Below are 19973 nucleotides of genomic sequence, written 5' to 3' on the forward strand. Positions count from 1 at the left end.
GCTCGGGTTTGCGGCTACTGAAAATTCCCAAAGGACATAACCGCCTCGTTGTAGGGGTGCTCATCGAAGCAGTCATGCTGCTCCTCACACTCGGGACACACCGCCAACCTCAAAGCCGACTTCACCAAAGCAGACGCGCTTACTGGTTTATCCGCTGCCTCATTGAGAGCCACGGCATAGATCTGCTGGGTGCGGTCACGCTGCAGCCGCTGCGCATTGCGGGTGGAGGCCAAGAGCAGGTACTCACCGGCCAGGACTGGCCAGGTATTCACACCGGGGCTGGGGATCAAACGCCCCTCGGACCAGCCATGCTGAAAATCCGCCACCATCGCGCGCCAGCGCCAATCTGCACTGCGGCTATCAAACCAGGTCATGCGCATACCGAAGGACGCTTGAGCCGCTAAACGAGGCCGGGTCGCAGAGCTGGCCGGCTGCCGCGACACCGACACGGGTGCCGAGAACTGCTCGTCTTGCGGTTTGCGATGACTGGCCACAACTTCCAAATTCGCCCCCGCAGCCTGTAGCGGCTTGCTATCCCAGGCTAGGTGCACGGTGCCCAGCGTATCCACGGCGATATCTACGTGACGGTCGGCGCGATCGGCCGCTCCCAGGTAGCGAATGGGGCTGCCTTCGGCCAAGCTGCGTACAGCGATTTGCCAGTCGTCGGGGTTGGTTCCTTCGCCGTAGCTAGCCTGCCCGGTCCACAGGGGATCCAGATCAAAACGGTTGTCTTGCCAGGCCACCCACACGCTGCCATCCAGCGCTGCGGCTACAGCGGGCTTCACCGATGCCGGGAAGCGGGCGCTGCGCGCATCCAGCGGGTTGGCTTCATTAAATGCTTTATCGCTGCGACTGAGGTTACGCGGCGCGGACACCGCCCCCGACGGGTTCAGGCTAGCGGCAAAGATGTCGTAGGGCTGCTCCGGCACGATTTGCTGCCAGACCACATGCACCACTCCAGCGGTGTCGATGGCCACATCCGGATGCATGGCCTGCCCATCGGGAGTGGCTACCGCAATCTCCGGCCCGAAGCTATGTCCGGCATCCTGACTGAGGCGGGCATAGACCGCCGGCTGGCGTGGAATCTGTCCCGCACGCTCGTCTTGCCAGACCACCGCCACCAGATCCCCGCGGGCGGCAATGGCAGGAAATCGTCCGCTGCTGAACTGATTCAATGTCAGGCTGGACTGCCAGCGACCATCTCCATCGCGGCGGCGGTAGTGCACTGTTGTTGCACGGTCACTATGTCGCTCGGCGACCACATGTAAAGTGGCATCCACAGCGACCGCATCAGGAAAGCCTGCAAATTCGCCCGGAGCGCCCAACACATATTCCGCCGCATCGGGCTGCCCCCCATCGGGTGGGGGTGTGGCTGGCCCGACCGGTGTGACGGGGGCTTCCGAGACAAAGATGGGCGATGTGATAGCACGCAGTTGATCAAACAGCTCTTGCGAGAGATTCTCGAAATCGTAGGGTCCCAAGGCCACACCAAAGAGGATGCTCGCCGGCTCCGTCAAACCGATGCTGCGCGCTTCAGCCCGATACCAGGTCGGCGTATCCGGCGTGGTCAGCTCCAGAGTGAAGACTTCGCTGCCCACAGACGTCGGGAAGAACTCGGCAATAGGGCCGGCTGACCGCCCAGGCGCGGCGTACACCAGAATGCGTGTGCCGATGCCGTTAACGGCTTCAATTTGCAGGCGCCCACTGCTGCCAGTCGGAACAAAGACCTCATCACCGGCTTGAAATTCGAAGTCAGCCTCATCATCGAAGTCGGCCCGCATCCGCAGCCGTACCGAGGCCTGCTCGCGCGAGAATATGGAGGTGCGCGCGCCACGCATGGCGTCCAGCAAGGCCCGCTCACTGAACGCTGGCGCCAGCACTTCGGTGGCCGGGCGCCCCGGAGTCCCACCCAGCGCCCACAGCTCTTTGAAGTGATTGTCACTGGCACCCGCCACACCAAAACGCCAGCCGGCATTCCAGCGATTTTCGGCGTAATCGATTTCCAGCTCGGCGTTTTCGGCCCGATTCCAGACCTCGACCAGATCCACACCAATGGCGTCGGCACGGTCCGTGGGGTTGTTGTCATCGTCGGTGGAGTCACGATCCGGATGCGCTGTCACCCAGGCCGCTCCCTGACTATGAGCCATCCAGATCGACTCCTGAACCACGCGGCTTTCGAGGGCCTCGGCCAGGCTGGCGTTTTGATCGATCATGTCGACCGCGCCGTGTACGGTGGCATGCGGCCGCCCGTTGGCCTCTTCGCCGGGGATGAGCAACAGGCGCTCGGAGCGCCAGTTGGGGTCATAGTGGTGGTCGTAAGTCCGGTGGTCGGTAAACGGCAGGAAGTCCAGAGAGCCCAGAGCTTCCACCAGGGTAATGATGTCCTTGAGCGGCATATTGCCGGGGGCTGCGTCATCAAAACCTTGGCGAATCAAACTGCCGTCGCTGGAATGATCGGAATGTGTATGCATATCCCCAGAGTAGCGTTGCCCGGGGGCCGCTTTGGGCGCGGGAACAAAGCGCGCGGTGACCCGCGCCTGCGGACCGGCCAACTGGCACTGCTGCGCTTCCGTGCTCTGGCAGTCGCCCTCCCAGCCCGCAAACTGCCAACCGCGCGCAGGCACCGCTTCCAGAGTGGCGGGCTCGGCAAGCGGCTGCGTACAACTGTTCAAGCAGTCCAAGCCGCGTGGCGATGAGACCACCTGCCCCTGACCCTGAATGGTCAGAGCCAGACTCTGGTCAGGAGTAGTCTCGCGGCCTGGGGCGTTCAAGTCGACCGCATTGCGACCGCCCTCGCAGGACACCAGTGCGGCCAGGACAAACAACCCCGCCCCGTATCGAACAGTACTAGTCATGCCCTGCTCCAGCTCAACTAACGAATGGGCGCCGGGCAGCCGAAATCCGTCTCGCTAAGTACAGCCCTATAGCGGTCCGGATAATCGGTAAACAGGCCGTCCACGCACAGGCTGGCGGCACTGCGCAGATCCTCTTCAGCATTGATGGTGTAGGGGTGAATAGCCATGCCGAGCTGGTGCGCCTGATCGACCGTGAAGGCATTCAGCTCGGCCCGGTTGGGGCCAATTCCAAAACTGTAAGCCGAAGCCAGGGGCGCGGCGATATTGGTGCCTGCTGCAAACAGCTGGATCAGTGGAACCTGAGGATCCAGCGCAAACATGTTCAGCAAAGAGGTGGGGATAAAAGACTGCACCAGTACCTGCCGCTGTTCCACCATGCCCTCATAGAGGTCGTAGGCCTTAATCAAATCTAACAGGGTTTGCTCTACAGCCCCACCCGTGGTGATGTTGGGCTTGATCTCGATGTAGTACTTGGCCGCCTGGCCATAACGCTGAAACACTTCTTCCAGCGTGGGGATGGGCAACCCCACATATTCCGGCTTGGCCTTGTCTGGATAGCGCTCGTTAAACCATGAGCCCATGTCACAGGTCTTGAGCTGCTCCAGGGTTTTGTCGGAGACATTGCCGCTGCAGTTTTCGGCCGGGCCGCGGGCTGTGCGATCCAAAGTGTCATCATGGATGCAGACCAGAACTCCGTCCGCCGTGGGCAGCACATCCTGCTCGATGTACTCCGCACCCATCTGGATGGCCAGGTCATAGGCCGCCAAGGTGTGTTCCGGCGCATGGCCCGATGCACCCCGGTGCGCCACGATGACTTGGTCGGTCTTGAGCGGAGCTAAGCTCGGGTTCGGTGTGGGCATGACCGCCACCGGGCTCGGCGATGGCGTGGGTGCCGTATCTGTTGCCGGGTCGTCATCACGACCGCCGGTAGTACTAGAGCCACAAGCTGTCAGCAGTGCGGCCACTGCCACCGAATAAAGAGCGCGCATTGGGAGGTTCTCGGAGCACGGGACTCACAAGCTTAGGCTGCAAAGATGACAAGCTGATGAGCGCAGCTCAAGCACCCACAGCACCTCAGGGCGAAGCCCATGCGCCAAGCCCAACGCCTGCCTGACTCCCCGACTGCATTCGACTCTGAAGCAGCGCCGGCCTCGCTATAGTCGAACACCCAGGCAGTATCAAAGCTCTCCTTCCAAACCCCAACGGGCTCCTGCACCTCAGCCCATGCCCTAAAACCAGGCCGGATAGCCCGGACACTCGGATTGTGGCCCGTCCACGGTAAACACCCGACTCACCCCGCTGAAGCTCTGACGCTGCCCCGCATCGGCTTCGATAAGGGCCGGCACAGCCGTGCCGGCATAGCGGATGCGGTACTGGCCTGCAGGCAGGTTGGCCGGCAGATGCCAGATCACCTCAATCTCGGACTGACGTCCAGGCAGGGTTTGACCGGCCACCGGGCTTTCTGGTGTGGGCCGCCAGTAGAAGATCAGGCCGGGGTCCCAGTCTTGGGCGACCACCTCCCATTGCTCTGGCCCCACCTGACGCTCGGCGAAGACATAACCACGATTCAAGACCTCGGCGGTGTCATTGCGCGGATGCGCGCCGGCAAAGCGAACCTCCACAGTCTCTCCTGGCGCGTAGGCCTCCGCTGCATCCTCGAGCACGGCGCCAAACTCGGCGCCGCCGGGCCGGGCATCGGCCGCGATATACGGCAAACGAGCAGGAGGCGGCGGCGTGGTGCGTGGCGCGGGCACGCCGGCGGGTGCGGGCTGACCGTCGCGCAGGCTGATGGCCAACTGGCGCAGCTCCTGGCGCACGGCCGCCAGGGTCCAGGGGCCAAAATGGGTGGACGCTGCTTCGTATTGCTGAGTGGCGTATTCCTCACGCGTGGTGAGGTACTGCACGAAATCATTACTCAAGGCCGCGACCACCACATAGTCGATGCCCGCTCCGCGCAGCTCAGCCATCACGGTCTCGCGAATTCGCCGAGCGGCCATGGTGGTGACCTCCCAGGGCAATGCCACGATAGCCAGTTGGCCCAGACTCAGGATCTGCAGGGGCAAATCGCTATTGGAAATGAAGTCGGTGCTGCCAATGGGGAACAGGATGGGTTTTTCGGCATGGCAGCTGTAATCGGCATCGGGCAAGCCCGGCAAGGCACCCAATCCCCCCGTCAGCGCACAGCCCAGACTGCTGCCCACGGTTGAGGCCGGAATGACCGGGTAACCACTACCGCTGGCATTGGCGGCTGCGGTTTCCAAAGCCAGTGCGATATCGGTGGCCAGGGCATCCAGTAGATTGACGTCGGCGCAGGTCACCCCCTCTTGGGAGGGGCCACGCTGGTCTTCCGCGCCGGCGGCCATGGAATATCCCAATGCTGCGCTGCAGGTGCGCTTGTCGGCGTCGTCCAGCGCGGCGGGATGCTGCAGGCTGTCCAGAATCACCGGGTCGCTCACCTCGATGCTGTCCATGGGGGCGTGCATCAGACGGCTGTCGAGCTCGCCGCGAATGCGTACACCGCCGCCGTCGTAGAGCTCAATCGCCCGCGCCAACTGTTTCACCCCATGGGCGGCATTGGACTGCAAAGTATTCTCACCGCAGCCAATACGAGGATCGGGAAAAGGATGCTCCCGAAAACACAGATTGGGGCTGGCATCGCCTTCATCCGACTGGGCGAAGGCCGCAACGAAGCGATCCTGGCCATCCGGCGCCGTATAGTCGGTTTGCATCATGGCCTCGAAGGCCCGCGCCGCTAGGCCTTTGTTATCCGAACTGATCAAAGGCTCTGCCGTACCTACGGACACGGTGTGCACGCCGAAGAAGTTGAGCAAGCCGATGGAACGGCCGTTGGCCCGGTCGAAGCGCAGTTGGAGCATGCGCTTGTTCACCCGCACCTCGTCACCACTCTGGTTCAACCATTCCTGGCGCTCACTCTCGGGGTTATTGGCATAGGCCGGCTCGGAGCGGTTGTCATTGGCGTTGAGCAGCTCGCCCAGCGCCAGGCGAATGGTGCCCGGCTCGGGGTGGGCTTCGAGATTCACATGCGCCTGCCGGATGGCCTTGTAGATCGCCTGCGTATACACCTCGTGAACCAGGGCGTCGTACCCCAAACGGAAAAGATTGAAGGCGGTGTGGTGCGCCTCCCCACCCGGTCCGGAATGGGTATGGGTGGCGCTGAGCATGATGTTATCGGGGCCGTAATGCGGAGCCAGCTCCGGGTCTGCGGCCACCAGGTCCAGCACAGTCTGGCGCGTACCCTGAGTCATGAAGCCCGTTTCGGTCACGGCGATCACCTGGCTGCGGCCGCTGCAGGGGTCGCGCAGGGCGAAGGCCCGGGCAAATTGACGCAAGTGAATACCGCGCAACACATGATCCGGCGCTTCATAGCCCGCCGAGATGCTGTCACCGGCGGGACCGGTCATGTCCTGCACGCCGCTGCCCATCAGGTACTGCTCGTTCTGTGCGCAGGCCCCCGAGTTAAGGCTGGCCGATGCCGGGCGTTCAACCAGCGCAGCCGGCTCTAAATCGACCCGCCCTGGCAAGTCGCGCCCCGGCCCCAGCTCGCGCAGCGGGCTTTGCAGGGCGCAGGCACCCAAGGTGGTTTTGCTCGCTAACTGCGCCTGCAGCGGAGCTTGGCCTCCGGACGGCTCCTGGGCTGAACCAGGCCGGCCACCGCCGCAACCCGCGGCCAATAGCAAACTTGCAATCGTGATGAGTAGCGCCCGCACCGGGCCGCTTCGCTTCGTCATGGGGACTCCTTTCGCACCATGCGCCCACTCCCGGCAGGCGCTCCCCATTATCGCAGCTTGGGACTACGCCCTCCCGTCGTAATTTTTGCTTCGACGGTGTGGTTTGGAGTGGTCTTCGTTTGGCAACGGTTCAGAGAGGCGTGTTGGTCTGTTGGGGCCGCATTCCGCAGCGCCGTAGGCGCCTTGTAGCGACTGTGGTCAATCGGCCATGGACGGCCGATTGAGGCTAGCCGCGACAGGACGTCGCGGCAAGCCGGCCACTACCTGAGCGCAAGGCGACGGAGGACACCGCGCAGCGGCGCGAAGGACAGCGGACCCAACAGACCAACATGCCTCTGGCTTGGCTCTGAACACTAAATCTGCAGCCAATGTCCCTCGTACAGTACCTGGTACCACACCCTAGCGAGGGCGCGTGTGGTTATGAGCCGAGGTAATCCAATGTCCTAGAAAAGACGGCAATTACAAAAAAAGGGCGTAGCAGCTCACGCTGCTACGCCCTTTTCTTAGGAGCTGAGGCTCCGGCTTAAACGCGGTCGAAACGACCCTGGTTCATGACCTTGACCCAGGCTTCTACGAAGTCCTGCATGAAACGTTGTTGGCCATCGTTCGCGCCATAGACTTCGGCAATGGCCCGTAGCTCGGAATGGGAGCCCACCAACAGGTCCACCGGCGTGGCCGTCCAGCGCAGCTCGCCGCTGGCGCGGTCGCGCCCTTCGTAGAGATAAGGAGCTTCGGCCGAAGGCGTCCAGACCACACTCATATCCAACAGGTTGACGAAGAAGTCAGTGCTCAGCGTGCCCACGCGGTCGGTGAACACGCCATGCTCCGCTCCGCCCGTGTTGGCGCCCAGCACCCGCATGCCGCCCAGGAGTACGGTGGTTTCGGGCACGTTCAGACCCAGCAAGTTGGCCCGATCCACCAGGGCATGCACCGGCGACAGACGCGCTTCGTTGCTGTAGTAGTTACGGAAGGCATCAGCCTTGGGCTCCAGCTCGGCAAAGGAGGCCACATCGGTTTGCTCGGCCGTGGCATCGCCCCGGCCCGGCGTGAAGGGCACTTCGATATCCAGCCCAGCCCGGCGTGCGGCTTCTTCAATCGCTGCCCCACCGCCCAGCACGATCATATCGGCCAGCGACACGCGCTTGTTGAACAGGCGGGAGTCATTGAACTCGGTCTGAATGCCTTCCAGAACTTCCAACACCTTGGCCAATTCCTGAGGGTTGTTGGCCGGCCAATTGTTCTGCGGGGCCAAAGCCACACGCGCGCCGTTGGTTCCGCCCCGCATATCGGTATCCCGATAGCTGGCGGCGGAGGCCCACGCCGCACGCACCAGTTCCGGCACGGTCAGCTCCGATTCCAGAATCTGCCGCTTGAGCTTGCGTGCATCGCGTTGGCTGATCAGGCGATAGTCCACAGCCGGGATGGGGTCCTGCCAGCTCAGCACTTCGCTGGGCACATCACTACCCACATAGCGCGCCCGCGGGCCCATATCCCGGTGGGTAAGCTTGAACCAGGCCTTAGCGAAGGCCTCTTCAAACTGCTCCGGGTTGTCCTTGAAGCGCATGGAGATTTCGCGGTACGCCGGATCGAACTTCAGTGAGAGATCGGTGGTAAACATGATCGGCGCATGCCGCTTGCCTTCGACATGGGCATCCGGCACGAACTTCACCTGATCGGCATTTTTGGGCACCCACTGCACGCCGCCGCCCGGGCTGCGCGTTTGCACCCATTCAAAATTGAAGAGGTTTTGCAGGTACTGCATGCTCCACTGTGTGGGGGTGGCCGTCCAGGCGCCTTCCAGGCCGCTGGTCACGGTGTCTTCGGAGTGGCCTTTGCCGCACTTGTTGGTCCAGCCAAAGCCCTGTTCCTCCAGCTCGGCCGCCGCTGGCTCCACACCCGTGCATTCGTCGGGCTTGTGCGCGCCGTGGGCTTTGCCGAAGGTATGACCGCCGGCGATCAGCGCCACGGTCTCTTCGTCGTTCATGGCCATGCGACCGAAGGTTTCGCGAATATCCTGAGCTGCGGCCAGCGGATCAGGCTTACCGTTGGGGCCTTCGGGGTTCACGTAGATAAGCCCCATCTGTACGGCCGCCAAGGGCTGCTCCAGCTTGCGGCCTTTTTTGTAGCGCTTATCGGCCAAGAAGACCTTTTCTGGCCCCCAATAGACCAAATCGGGTTCCCAGTCGTCGGTACGACCACCTGCGAAGCCAAAGGTCTTGAAGCCCATGGATTCCAGCGAGACATTCCCGGCCAGCACCATCAGATCTGCCCAGGACAAGCTAGCGCCATACTTTTGCTTGACGGGCCAGAGCAGACGGCGGGCCTTGTCCAGATTGGCGTTGTCCGGCCAGCTATTCAGCGGCTCAAAACGCTGTTGGCCACCACCGGCGCCACCACGACCATCGGCTACCCGGTAGGTCCCTGCGCTGTGCCAGGCCATACGGATGAAGAAGGGGCCGTAATTGCCGTAATCGGCTGGCCACCAGGGCTGGGACTCGGTCAGTACCGCTTCAATGTCGGCTTTGACCTGATCCAGATCCAGGCTGGCGAAGGCAGCGGCGTAGTCAAAGTCGGCGCCCAGCGGGTTGGATTCCGCAGCGTGTTGACGCAACGGCTGCAGGTCAACTTTCTCTGGCCACCAAAATTGGTCGGATTTGGCCATGCCTTCGCCATGCGCTGCATGGACACTGAAGACTGGTAAGGTGGTAGCGGCCAATGCCACTACCAACGAATTCGAAACTTTCACTGCAATCTCCTCAACTCAGAAAACAGGGATCTGTAGTGTAGCTATAGTGGAATAGCATTTAGACAGCCGCTTTCATTGTCAGTCGCTATAGCTGCCAACAGCGGCACTCAAGCCACTTCTGGCCACCTTGGCGACGGCCCCAGGGGCTCTGGCTCATCTGGGTCTTTGCCCTGCCAGTCAGCACGGGTCAGGGGCGGCAGTTGGTAACGCGCCCGGGCCTCATCGCAACGTGGGTTGTGCTGCCCGTCTTCGAAGCTGGGAACAAACTCTCGGCAGACGGAGGCCCGCTGTGGATGAATGGTGCAGCGGACGGCTTCTCCAATGTGCCCATCAAGAGCGATGCAGCGTGGCTGAGGCTGATTGGTGCCGCGCATCACACGCAGATGAGGGGTCAATACTTCCGTAAGCTCCACGGGCACCCCTCCACGCGTTGCGTCATTGGCCTCTGCCCAATAAAAAGACGCCCTAAAGCTTGCGCAACATGCGCCGCAGCGCAAACAAGGGTGCACCCAAGAGCGACTCTCCCCAGTGGGAAACGGTATCAACATGAAGGCTGTTCCTATACACGCCGGCAGGTCTGCGGCGGACATATAGGCCCAAGCCATCAACTTTCAAGTGATGCCAGTAGGAGATTGCCCTGCTGTTTTTTGCCAAGCCCGTGGGGATGTACCGGTCCAGCTTTGGAAGGCATGACTAAACGCAACCTCATCACTAAAACCCAGCTCTGCAGCCAAGCCCGCCAAGCTGGTCTGGGGCTCTTGAAGACGTGCAAAAGCACGCTCTAGGCGGGCACGCTGCAAGAGCTGACTGAAACTTGTGTGCTCTGCCTTGAGCCGCCTCTGCAGGGTCCGCGGGCTGAGCCACATGTGTTGCGCAAGCGTGGACAAATCAGGAATGGGACTCGCCTGGTGCAAGCGCTGCAATATATTCTGAGCAAAGCTGAAAGGCTGATGAATCACCTCAACCATATGCTGACACTGGGCCCGATAAAAGCGTTGAATGCGCTGGTCAGCCTGCGGCAAGGGTTGATTGAACTCCCAAAGCTTGAAGTGCAACTGATGACTGTGATGGCCCCACTGGGGTGTTCGCCCAAAGCAGCGTTGATACCGAGCCTGCGTCGCCAGTAACGGCTGCGGGCGCATGAGTTGCACTGCGATTGGCTGAATACGCTGGCCCAAACATTCACAGAGGATATTGAGGGCACACAGCATGTCTCTTTCCACCAAGTCCATGCCCAAAGAGCCAAGCAAGGGGTGCGGTTCAAACTGAAGTGCTACTTCGGCATCCGAAAACTCGACTTTCACATCGCTGACGCCCCATGCAAGTTGAGGAAATTGCGTCACCAGTTGCAGTACTTCCGCTAAGTTCTGGCTGGCCTGTATGGCCAGCCCCAGCGCGGAAAAACTTCGCAAGCTGTAGTAACTCGCCAACTCCAGACCGAATACCGGATCACCGACCGCCGCAAAGCCCTCTTTGAGCAGACGCAGTTCTTGGTCAATGTCGATGGTGTAAGTGGGGTCGTAAAGGCCGAATTCATCAATATCGGCCCGGCGCAAAATGGGAGCCAAGTGCACATCATGTTTCTCAAGGGCGCTGAGAAGCGGTAAAACGCCGTAAGCCAACCGTCTAGCCGACCAAAGACCCACGCGTATTGTTGGCCGCAACTCAGCACTCATTCACCGCTCCTAGTTGTCGCGTTTTATCAATAGTTTGACCCTCTCCATCATAGGTGAGGCAAGGTCACTGGCGTAAGCTGTCGTCAGACATCACTTCCGGAGACAGACCAATGACCCAGGCACCACATCCTCTACCGCCGTGGTCAGGTAGCGGGCGCCAGCCCCGCATTGCCATCATAGGCGCCGGCATGAGTGGTATTGCCGCGGTGGTGAAACTGCGCAAAGCAGGCTACACCGACCTGACGGTGTTCGAAAAAGCCAACAAGGTGGGAGGCACATGGCGGGAGAACCGATACCCCGGGCTGTCTTGCGACATCCCTGCGGCCTGGTACTCGTTTAGCTTTGCGAAAAACCCTAACTGGAAGCACCGCTTTGCCTACGGCCCTGAAATTCAAGCCTACATGGAACAAACGGCGCGTGATTTCGACGTGCTCTCGGTGGTGCGGTTTAATTGCGTAGTCGACAAGCTGCAATATCAAGCGCCCATTTGGCAGCTGCATACAGCCCAAGGCGATGTTGAAACCTTCGACGTAGTCGTCGCTGCTACGGGTGTGCTTCACCACCCAGCGGTGCCAGACTTCAAGGGCTTGGACCAGTTCCAAGGGCAGGCTTTCCATACAGCACGCTGGCCCGAAAACTTAGACCTGCGCGGAAAACGCGTTGGCATTATTGGCACGGGGTCGACCTCGGCGCAGATTGTTGGTGCCATAACCGATCAGGTTGCTCAGCTCACCCTCTTCCAACGCACACCGCAGTGGATGCATCCGCTGCCGCAGGTGGCCTACAGCCGTGTATGGCGCTGGCTACTGCGAAAAGTTCCAGCATTGAATACGGCGCGCTATTGGTTTTGGTTGCTGGCCATTGAAAACCTGTTTGCTGAAGCCACCCTGGGAAACAAGGTGTTCTTGCGCTACATCCAGTGGGCTTGCGAGCGCCACCTACGCAAACAAGTGACAGATACCAAGCTGCGTGAGCAGCTCCGCCCGCAATACCAAGCCGCCTGCAAAAGGCTCATTTTTTGTTCGAACTTTTATCCGGCGATCAGTCGCGACAACGCAAATTTGTGCACGGCTGGCATTGAGCGCATCGAGACCAAAGGCGTGCGCAGTGCGGCTGGGCAGCTGCATGAGCTGGACGTACTGATACTCGCGACCGGCTTCGACGTGGCCAAATTTGTTTTGCCCACTCAGGTCATCGGCGAAGATGGACGCGACTTGGAGACATTTTGGAACGGCACCCCACGTGCTCATCGCTCGGTAGGAGTGCCCGGATTCCCCAACTTTTGGATGGTTGAAGGACCTACAGGTCCGGTGGGGAATATCTCTTTGATCCTGGTTAGTGAGTATCAAATCGACCATCTCATCAGCGTACTCAATAAGATGCGGGATGAAGGCTTGACGGAGGTTGTGCCGAAGGAAACGGCCTTCGCGCAATACAACGCCACTATGGCCGAAGCCGCACAGCGAACCGTGTGGTTCACCGGAGGCTGCGACAGTTGGTACTTAGACCGTGATGGCATCCCCAACATCTACCCTTGGCGACCGCGCCAGTTCCGTGCAGAGATGCATCGCCCGCGCTGGGAAGAATATGAATTGCGCGCCCAACCGCAGCCATCCCATCCAGCGCAGCGCACCAAACAGGCCCCTGCTTCGGGTTAATACCTAGGCGCCAGCGTGCGCAGGGTTAACTAGTCATCACTTAGAGCGCGATAGGCCTGGGTTGGCAGGGGCTGCGACGGTGCTGCGATGGTTTGATCGCGTCCCGCTGCCTTCGCTTGGTACATCGCCTCATCGGCCTCGGCCACGAGCTGCTCCAAGGTCTGTCCATGAAAGGGAGCCACACCCACGCTCATGGTAAGCGGCTGCTTAAGTCCTAGGTCGGCGACGAGGGTATTCCGCAGCGAATCACGTAACTCATTACAGCGCTGAGCCGCCTGCTCCAAGGAGGTGTGCGGGAAACAGAAGATGAACTCATCACCGCCTCGTCTCGCGGCAAGCATGTGCTTGTGGTTTGCTGGAGCCAGAAGCTCGCCCACTCGCTCCAGCACCCGATCTCCCACTAAATGTGAATGCTCGTCATTAATGGGCTTAAAGCGATCCAGATCAGCCACTGCAACGCTCAGCGGGGTGCGCAGCCGCAGTGCATCTGCCATAGCCTGCTGCAGTACCTGATCCGCACCGCGCCGATTGGGTAAGCCTGTGAGTGAGTCTGTTCGACTCATGTAATCCAAAGCTTGCGCCTTTTCTTCCAGACCTCGGGTGCGGTTGGCCACCAAATCTTCGAGGTGCAGTCGCATGATGCCGAGTTGGCGTATCAAGAGCATGGCAATGCTAAGTACGGCCAACCCCAACAGCAACAGTAGCGGCGAGGAGCTACTCCATAACCACGCGACCAGCACCCCACTGAGATAAGCAAACACCTGGACTGAGGTGGCGAAGGGGTCGAACAACCGCAGTACTTTGCGTTGCCCGGGCTCGTGATGCCACCCCAGCAACAAAATGGCATTGAGGACATAAACCACCGCGCCGGTGGCTAGCAAAGCTAAGGTTTGCCGAGAATCCAGAGAATGCAGTGGGACGTTTCCGCCAAGCGCCTCGAAGACTGCGCCCCCAACAAACACCACCCCCACGGAAATCCCGACGTTACTCCAGCCCAGAACCAAAGTTTCCCCCCAGCTCTGGCCAGAGCGCCGACGCTGCCAGGGGTCTACGATGGCCACAATCCCCGCAATAACCGCCGCATACTCAGGCCCCACCACAAACACGGCGGCAAACTGGGCAGCACGATCAAAGGAAACGTAGGCGAGCCCTGGTGGCCCAAAACCACAACTGGACGCCAACAGAGCCAGTGCTGAAAACCCCAGCAGCGTCGGGGCCGACACCATCCGCGCTTCCTGCACCGCCAAGCCAACGGCTGTCAGCAACATGACAACGCCGAATACAACCAAGCCTCGCGCCCGTCCGGGCGGCGGCTGAATCGAGGGTGACATCCCCGCACTCATTGCTGGCTCACCGGCTGGGCCACAGGCTCGACCAACAAAGCGGCTAGCTCGCTTGCCGGAACAGCCGGAGAAAATAAGAACCCCTGCATCTCAGGGCAGCCCATTCTCTTCAGTGTGTCCCATTGAGCTTGGGTCTCAACCCCCTCGGCCACGACACGCATACCCAAACCCTGGGCTAAGGAGATGATGCCCTGACAGATCGACGCCGGCTGACCACCAGCATCCACCTCCGCGACAAAGCTACGATCGATTTTTAAGCAGTCGATAGCGAATGCCTGTAGGTGGCTCAGGGAAGAATACCCAGTCCCAAAGTCATCCAAAGAAATCTTGCAGCCTGCTCGCTGCAGGGCCTCCAGGCTACGCCGCACACGCTCCATGTCGGCCACAACCGCAGACTCCGTCAGCTCGATTTCCAAGCTATCGGCAGAGATTCCATGATCTACGCACAGAGCTTGAAGATCTTCTACGAGATCATCCGGCCCCAGACTGCGCGCGGACATATTGATGGCTATGGGAATAGCCGGAATACCCTGCTTGGCCCAGCGCTGCATGGCGATGCACACCCTACGTAGAACATACCGATCCAAGACTCCGATCAACTCGGATTGCTCTGCCAGCGGCACGAACTCTGCCGGACTGGGCCATGGACCATCCGCCACAGGCCAACGCAACAAGGCCTCGGCACCTGTGATGCGCCCATCCTGATTGAGTCTGGGCTGAAAATAGACCTGCAGGATGCTCTGCGCTAAAGCCTCACGTAAGCGACTTTCTAAAGACACCCTTGCTGCCGCAGTTTGAGTCATGCTGGCTTGGTAGCGAACAATTCGACTCTGTTGGCGTGGTCCGGGGTCGAATGTTGCCGCCTGAGCATAGGTCATGAGGTCAGATAATTTGTCGCCGTCATCTGGCGCTGCTGCAAGACCAATATGCGCAGCAATGGGCACGAGTTGCTCGGCCACTGTCAGCGGCTGCCCCAACACATTGACTAAACGCTCGGCCAAAGCCTGCGCTTGCTCGCCCCGAGCTTGATCGCGCACAAATACGGCAAAGCCCAAGCTCTCCATCCGCGCAACATCCCGTTTGCCGGGCTCATTAAACCCAGCATGGACGATGCGCACGCAGCGAGCGGCGAGCGCGCGAGCCACCTCATCGCGCTGCTCTGGATTCAGTAGATCAGACATTTGTGGCGCTAGTACCAAACGTAGCCACAACACCGAGAAGGCTTCCCCCGCCCCCATCGCCCGCGTTAAGGCCGCGTCTGCTCTAGCTTCGAATAAGTAGCGGTTAGGAATACCAGTGACCTGATCGTAATAAGCCAGCTGATTAATACGCGCCTCTCGCTCCTGCTCGCGGAAGCGCCAACGCAGCGCCAACCAAATCAAACCCACGAAAAACGCCGCGTATAGGGTGTACGCCCACCAACTTGCCCACGGCGCAGGGCGCACACGAACTGGCACCTCTAGGACTTGGTCTGACCAAACACCCAGACTGTTCATAGCCCGGACCTTAAAAACATAGTCCCCAGCATCCAGGTTCGTGTAGGTGCTGGAATGGCGGTTGGTCAGCGGGCTCCAATCTGAGTCAAAACCCTCCAGTTGGAAGGTGAAGCGGTTGTCTTCGGGCGCTGCGTAATCCGCTAATGCATAGTCAAAGCGAACCACAGAAATGGTGTGATCCAGTTCTAAGGCTGGCAGCGCCTCGGGGTGCGGGTACAACTTCGCGTTGTCCCCAATAGTTTCTATGCCCGTGAGAGTCAGTTTTGGAGAAGCTTCAGCAGAAACCAGGTCGCGAGGATCAAAAAGGTTATAGCCCCGCCGGCCGCCAAAGAACACCCGCCCATCTTCGAGTAGAGCGCCTGCACCTGCGGTGTACTCACTGATAGAAGAAGGGTGATTACGCTGAAGCTTCAAGATATGTTGCTGGTTTGACGAGACGCGGCCCAGGCCAAAATCCGCACTGAGCCAAACCGATTGATCATCATCAACAACCACATCAAATGCTGTGTAGCTGTCTTGTTCATCGCTGAGTGGGATGACACGAACGTCGGGAGTGGAAGTTGTGAATGTCGTGTCGACGTGTAACAACCCCGCATCTGCGCTGGCAACCCACACCCCTCCGCGTCGATCTGCTGCGATGCCATAGATCACCTGCGCCGGGGACCGAACCGGAATGGCGGTTACCCCTTCATTTTGTGCTTCTACATCATCGGGGGAGATGTAGAACAAACCCAATCCCCGTGTTCCTACCCACAATGCACCAGACTCATCGAATTCTAGACTTCCAGGCAGAGCCTCATTCAACTGCTGCTGAGGTGGCATGACATTAAGGCGCTGCAGGCGCAGTTCCTTCCCGCGAAGCCGTGCCAAACCTCCGCGGTAAGACCCTACCCAAATCTCCCCTGTACGAGACTCAGCCACGCTCATCACACCATCAGTGCGCAAAGTATCGGGGTTATCCCCTCGGCGAAACCAACGATGTTGAGCAAGGCCTGAGTCCAGCGCCAACAATCCAGATGACCGAGTTGCAATCCAAAGGCGCGCCAGAGAACCTTGTGATAGCAAGCCCATCACGTTGGTTCGTTCCTGAAGGTTAACGGTTCGATAACTTCCTGAGCCGTCAACTTTTGCAAGTCTGAGGCCCGCGCCAACAGTCCCTATAGCCAGGGTTTGTTCATCGATTGACGCTACTGACGTTACGGTTGCATCCTCGAGCTGGGTGGGCAAATACACGCCGTATAAGCTGGCGTTTTGGTCCCAGTAGCCCAAGCCAGCATCTTTAGTACCGACCCAAAGCCCACCGACGCCATCCTCCAGCAGAGACATAACTTTGTCGTCTGCCAAGCCTTCGGCAATCACCCACTCCCAGGTACCAGACGCTGCGCTCATTGAGGCCAGACCGACGCCAGTTCCGGCAATAATTACTCCAGAACTCAGAGTGGTTAGTGAGCGGATGTCTTGTAGTGACCGGCCTGCGATTTTGTCTACGACTTGCAAAAGGACGCCGGACTCCGACAAGCGAAACACCCCGTCGAAACGAGTACCAACCCAAAGCTGACCATCTGGGCCTAGGTGTAAGGCGCCAGACTCCGAACGGAAGGGTGACCTGCTTTCGTCGAGTAAAGGGCGCACAACGCCAGACTCGGCATCAAGTTCGACTACACCACCGAGCGTTGCTGCATAGACCCGTTTGTCCGACGCAACTTGTAAATCGAGCACGAATTGCGCATCCGCGGAAACACCTTCTAGGCTAATCAGTCCGAGCACGTCCCCATCAGCGGAGATACGCATAACCCCATCACCATAAGTGGCTGCCCATATCTCGTTGGGCGCGACCTGGGCTAGATCACGGATTGCACTTGTGGGGCTGCTGCTACCAGAGAATGAGACCAACTCTCCAGCGTTACGAGCGTATTTAACGATCCCACGGTTGAGGGTTCCCAGCAGCAAATCTCCGTTCGGCATAGGCAGGATGCTGTAAACCCAATCTGACTGCGACTGAGTCGCCTTTGACTCGGCCGAAATCTGCCGAAATCGATATCCGTCGAATCGATGTAGCCCGGCTTCGGTGCCTACCCATATCTGCCCGTAAACATCCTGCACCACTGCGTAGACCGAGGCTTGCCTCAGCCCGGCTTTTTGGCTGTACGCGTCGAAGCCCATCCGCATCGAGGCAGCTGATAACTCCGCCCAGCCAAGTACTGTGACAGCTATGGCAGTCACAAGAAAGCGCGATATGCGACCGAAAATAGCGCGCGGAGGCGGAGAACGAGTCAATTGTTTCCCTGCTTTAGGTTCTTTTCTTATGCGTCCAGGCTCGAGTAGCTGAGCTAGGTCGATGCTCGTCAGCATAGCGGCTCCATCCTGGAGCTGCACAAGGTAGACATCGGCCCAGGAGTTGCTTACATTGAAGGTAAATCGCGCAAGCTACGGCATTGCGCAGCTCGACTCGCAGGGAGCACTTGGGATGAACACTTGGATACGCTACGGCTTTGCCGTGGCTGCGACCGGTTTGGCTGCTTACGCGGCGAACTTTTCTGTCAGCTTATCTGGTGAGCAGCGCTTCGCCTATGTTGCTTGGGGCCCAAACGTCGCGGAGTCCCTGGAGGCAGTCGGGGCTAGGATCATCTCCGAGCAGCCCAGCCTGGGTACTTGGGGCGTGCGGCTTAGCGCTAGCGAAGTCGTGGCTCTTCAGGCGCAGAACCCTCAGCTGAAGTTGTTTGCCGACGGCCCTCTGTTCAGCATTGCTGACAGAGAGAACTCCAACGCATCTCAGCCCGAGCAAGAGTGGCAACCGGCGGCCGTTGTGCCCTGGGTACGCGCCAGTGCCGTCCACAATATGGGCATCGACGGCGCCGGGATAGGCGTTGCATTCATCGACACCGGCGTTTGGGGCCGGGTGGCCAACCTGCCACGAGTTTTTGGTGAAGTGAGTAGCGTTGGTGAAGACATTCCCCCTCAGGGCGCAGAGCTCCAGAGCGGCAGTCAGGATCGACACGGGCACGCAAGCCACCTCATTAGTCACGTCGTGGGTGCAGACCGGCGGGAGCATCAAGCTGGTGTTGCTCCCGGTGCGCACATTTATTCGGTGCGGGCTTTCGATGACGATGGTCTAGGTCGCTATATTGATGTGCTCGAGGGTATTGATTGGGTCATCCGGAATGCCAACGAGCTCAATATTCGGGTACTGAACCTGTCTTTTGGCGCCCCAGTGCAATCGCACTACTGGGATGACCCCATAAACCAAGCTGTGATGCGTGCATGGGATGCCGGCATCGTGGTGGTCACCTCTGCAGGGAATACGGGGCCCGACCCTCAAAGCATTACGGTGCCCGGAAATCTGCCTTACGTGATCACCGTTGGCGCTGTGAGTGACAATGGAACTCCCCGAAATCTCAGTGATGACTTCATCACTTCGTTCTCTGCGGCAGGTCCTACCCTCGAAGCTTTTGTGAAACCAGACCTTGTTGCTCCTGGAGACCGGATTCTAGGCGCAGCGCACCCACGCAGCACCTTGGCACAGAGTAACGGTGGAGCCGGCGAAGTTCGAAGCGGAGTTTATGCCCTATCAGGAACCTCACAAGCTGCGGCGATCACCAGTGGAGTAGCGGCGCTATTGCTACAAGCTCAGCCCCACCTGACACCTGATGATGTGAAATGCAAGCTCATTGCAACTGCGCGAGCCGCGGTTAATCCAAATGGTGAAGCAGCGATCAGTGTCTTCCAGCAAGGCGCCGGGCTCTTGGACGCCGAAGCTGCTTTAGTGAGCGACGCAAGCCAGTGCGCAAACGTGGGCCTCGATATCAGTTTGGAACTGGCTGATAAGACACATTTTTTAGGCAGGGCAAGATTCGACGAAGAACGCCAACAGTACTTTATTGCTGATGACCATAACGACCCACTCAATTTTCCTGGGAGCACCTGGGAGAAAGTCACCTCTGTAGAAGGTGATCCGTGGGGCGGTGGATATGTACTTGCCCAAGGAGACCCATGGGGCGGAGGCTACTTTTCTCGCATGTCCTTAGAGCTTGGCTCAGGCCTCAGCCTGTCCTATGCAGCGACGCCTTACTCAGCCGATGAGGACGTCGACAGCATGCTCCGTGAGTATCTGGTAATCGAAGGTGACCCCTGGGGCGGCGGCTACAGTCAATTGTTCGCCTACCCTGATGTCGCTGACCACGAGCCACTGCGCCGATAAGGCGTTCTAACCCCTATCGTGAAGTAAGGACAGGATGGCTGGCGCTGGGTCAGCCATCCGTACTCTAGTTCTGGGATTTTCCTGGAAGGCTGTGGGTCAAACCAGACTGGAACTCAATACCTAAACTGGTGATGGTGGTGTCGCAGTTAAGTTGTCATATTCGGGTGGCAACCTTGGCGGCCTCTGGAGAACCACCTCAACGCCATGGACCTCGCTGCTCATCCATCAGTTGGCCTCATCGTTAAGGCCCTG

10 protein-coding genes are annotated in these 19973 nt (G+C 59.5%); 2 read left to right on the forward strand and 8 right to left on the reverse strand.

The genetic code is table 11. The features are described 5' to 3' along the window. Nucleotides 1-14: 14 nt before the first annotated feature. The 6 genes from KI787_09715 to KI787_09740 form a co-directional block, all read right to left on the reverse strand. On the reverse strand, nucleotides 15-2855 hold the full coding sequence (locus KI787_09715; protein ID MBV6630230.1) for a PHP domain-containing protein: 2841 nt from the start codon (nucleotides 2853-2855) through the stop codon (nucleotides 15-17). Between the two features lie 17 nt (nucleotides 2856-2872). Then, nucleotides 2873-3844: a hypothetical protein gene (locus KI787_09720; GenBank protein MBV6630231.1), complete on the reverse strand. Its 972-nt coding sequence runs from the start codon at nucleotides 3842-3844 to the stop codon at nucleotides 2873-2875. A 240-nt stretch (nucleotides 3845-4084) separates the two neighbouring features. Further along, complete coding sequence (locus KI787_09725; GenBank protein ID MBV6630232.1) at nucleotides 4085-6604, reverse strand: neutral/alkaline non-lysosomal ceramidase N-terminal domain-containing protein; 2520 nt, start codon at nucleotides 6602-6604, stop codon at nucleotides 4085-4087. Between the two features lie 523 nt (nucleotides 6605-7127). Next, nucleotides 7128-9266: a catalase/peroxidase HPI gene (gene katG, locus KI787_09730; protein MBV6630233.1), complete on the reverse strand. Its 2139-nt coding sequence runs from the start codon at nucleotides 9264-9266 to the stop codon at nucleotides 7128-7130. A gap of 191 nt (nucleotides 9267-9457) precedes the next feature. After that, nucleotides 9458-9898 carry a YkgJ family cysteine cluster protein gene (locus KI787_09735; protein MBV6630234.1) on the reverse strand — a complete coding sequence of 147 codons (441 nt, stop codon included), beginning with the start codon at nucleotides 9896-9898 and terminating at the stop codon, nucleotides 9458-9460. Between the two features lie 63 nt (nucleotides 9899-9961). After that, entirely contained in the window at nucleotides 9962-11026 is a 1065-nt protein-coding gene (locus tag KI787_09740) for an AraC family transcriptional regulator ligand-binding domain-containing protein (GenBank protein MBV6630235.1), read from the reverse strand. A 110-nt stretch (nucleotides 11027-11136) separates the two neighbouring features. Here KI787_09740 and KI787_09745 point away from each other — a divergent pair, with 110 nt between their 5' ends. After that, the gene (locus KI787_09745) at nucleotides 11137-12684 is read left to right on the forward strand and encodes an NAD(P)/FAD-dependent oxidoreductase (protein ID MBV6630236.1); all 1548 of its coding nucleotides are present in this window, start codon (nucleotides 11137-11139) and stop codon (nucleotides 12682-12684) included. 29 nt (nucleotides 12685-12713) lie between these two features. Here KI787_09745 and KI787_09750 read toward each other — a convergent pair whose 3' ends face one another. Together KI787_09750 and KI787_09755 are read right to left on the reverse strand one after the other, a co-directional pair. Then, the gene (locus KI787_09750) at nucleotides 12714-14015 is read right to left on the reverse strand and encodes a GGDEF domain-containing protein (GenBank protein MBV6630237.1); all 1302 of its coding nucleotides are present in this window, start codon (nucleotides 14013-14015) and stop codon (nucleotides 12714-12716) included. 8 nt (nucleotides 14016-14023) lie between these two features. Next, nucleotides 14024-17746 (reverse strand): EAL domain-containing protein, encoded by a 3723-nt coding sequence (locus tag KI787_09755; protein MBV6630238.1) that lies wholly within the window; start codon nucleotides 17744-17746, stop codon nucleotides 14024-14026. A gap of 244 nt (nucleotides 17747-17990) precedes the next feature. Here KI787_09755 and KI787_09760 point away from each other — a divergent pair, with 244 nt between their 5' ends. Next, nucleotides 17991-19721: a S8 family peptidase gene (locus tag KI787_09760; protein MBV6630239.1), complete on the forward strand. Its 1731-nt coding sequence runs from the start codon at nucleotides 17991-17993 to the stop codon at nucleotides 19719-19721. Nucleotides 19722-19973: the final 252 nt, after the last annotated feature.

Source organism: Oceanococcus sp. HetDA_MAG_MS8 (assembly GCA_019192445.1).
In the GTDB taxonomy this organism is placed as follows: domain Bacteria; phylum Pseudomonadota; class Gammaproteobacteria; order Nevskiales; family Oceanococcaceae; genus MS8.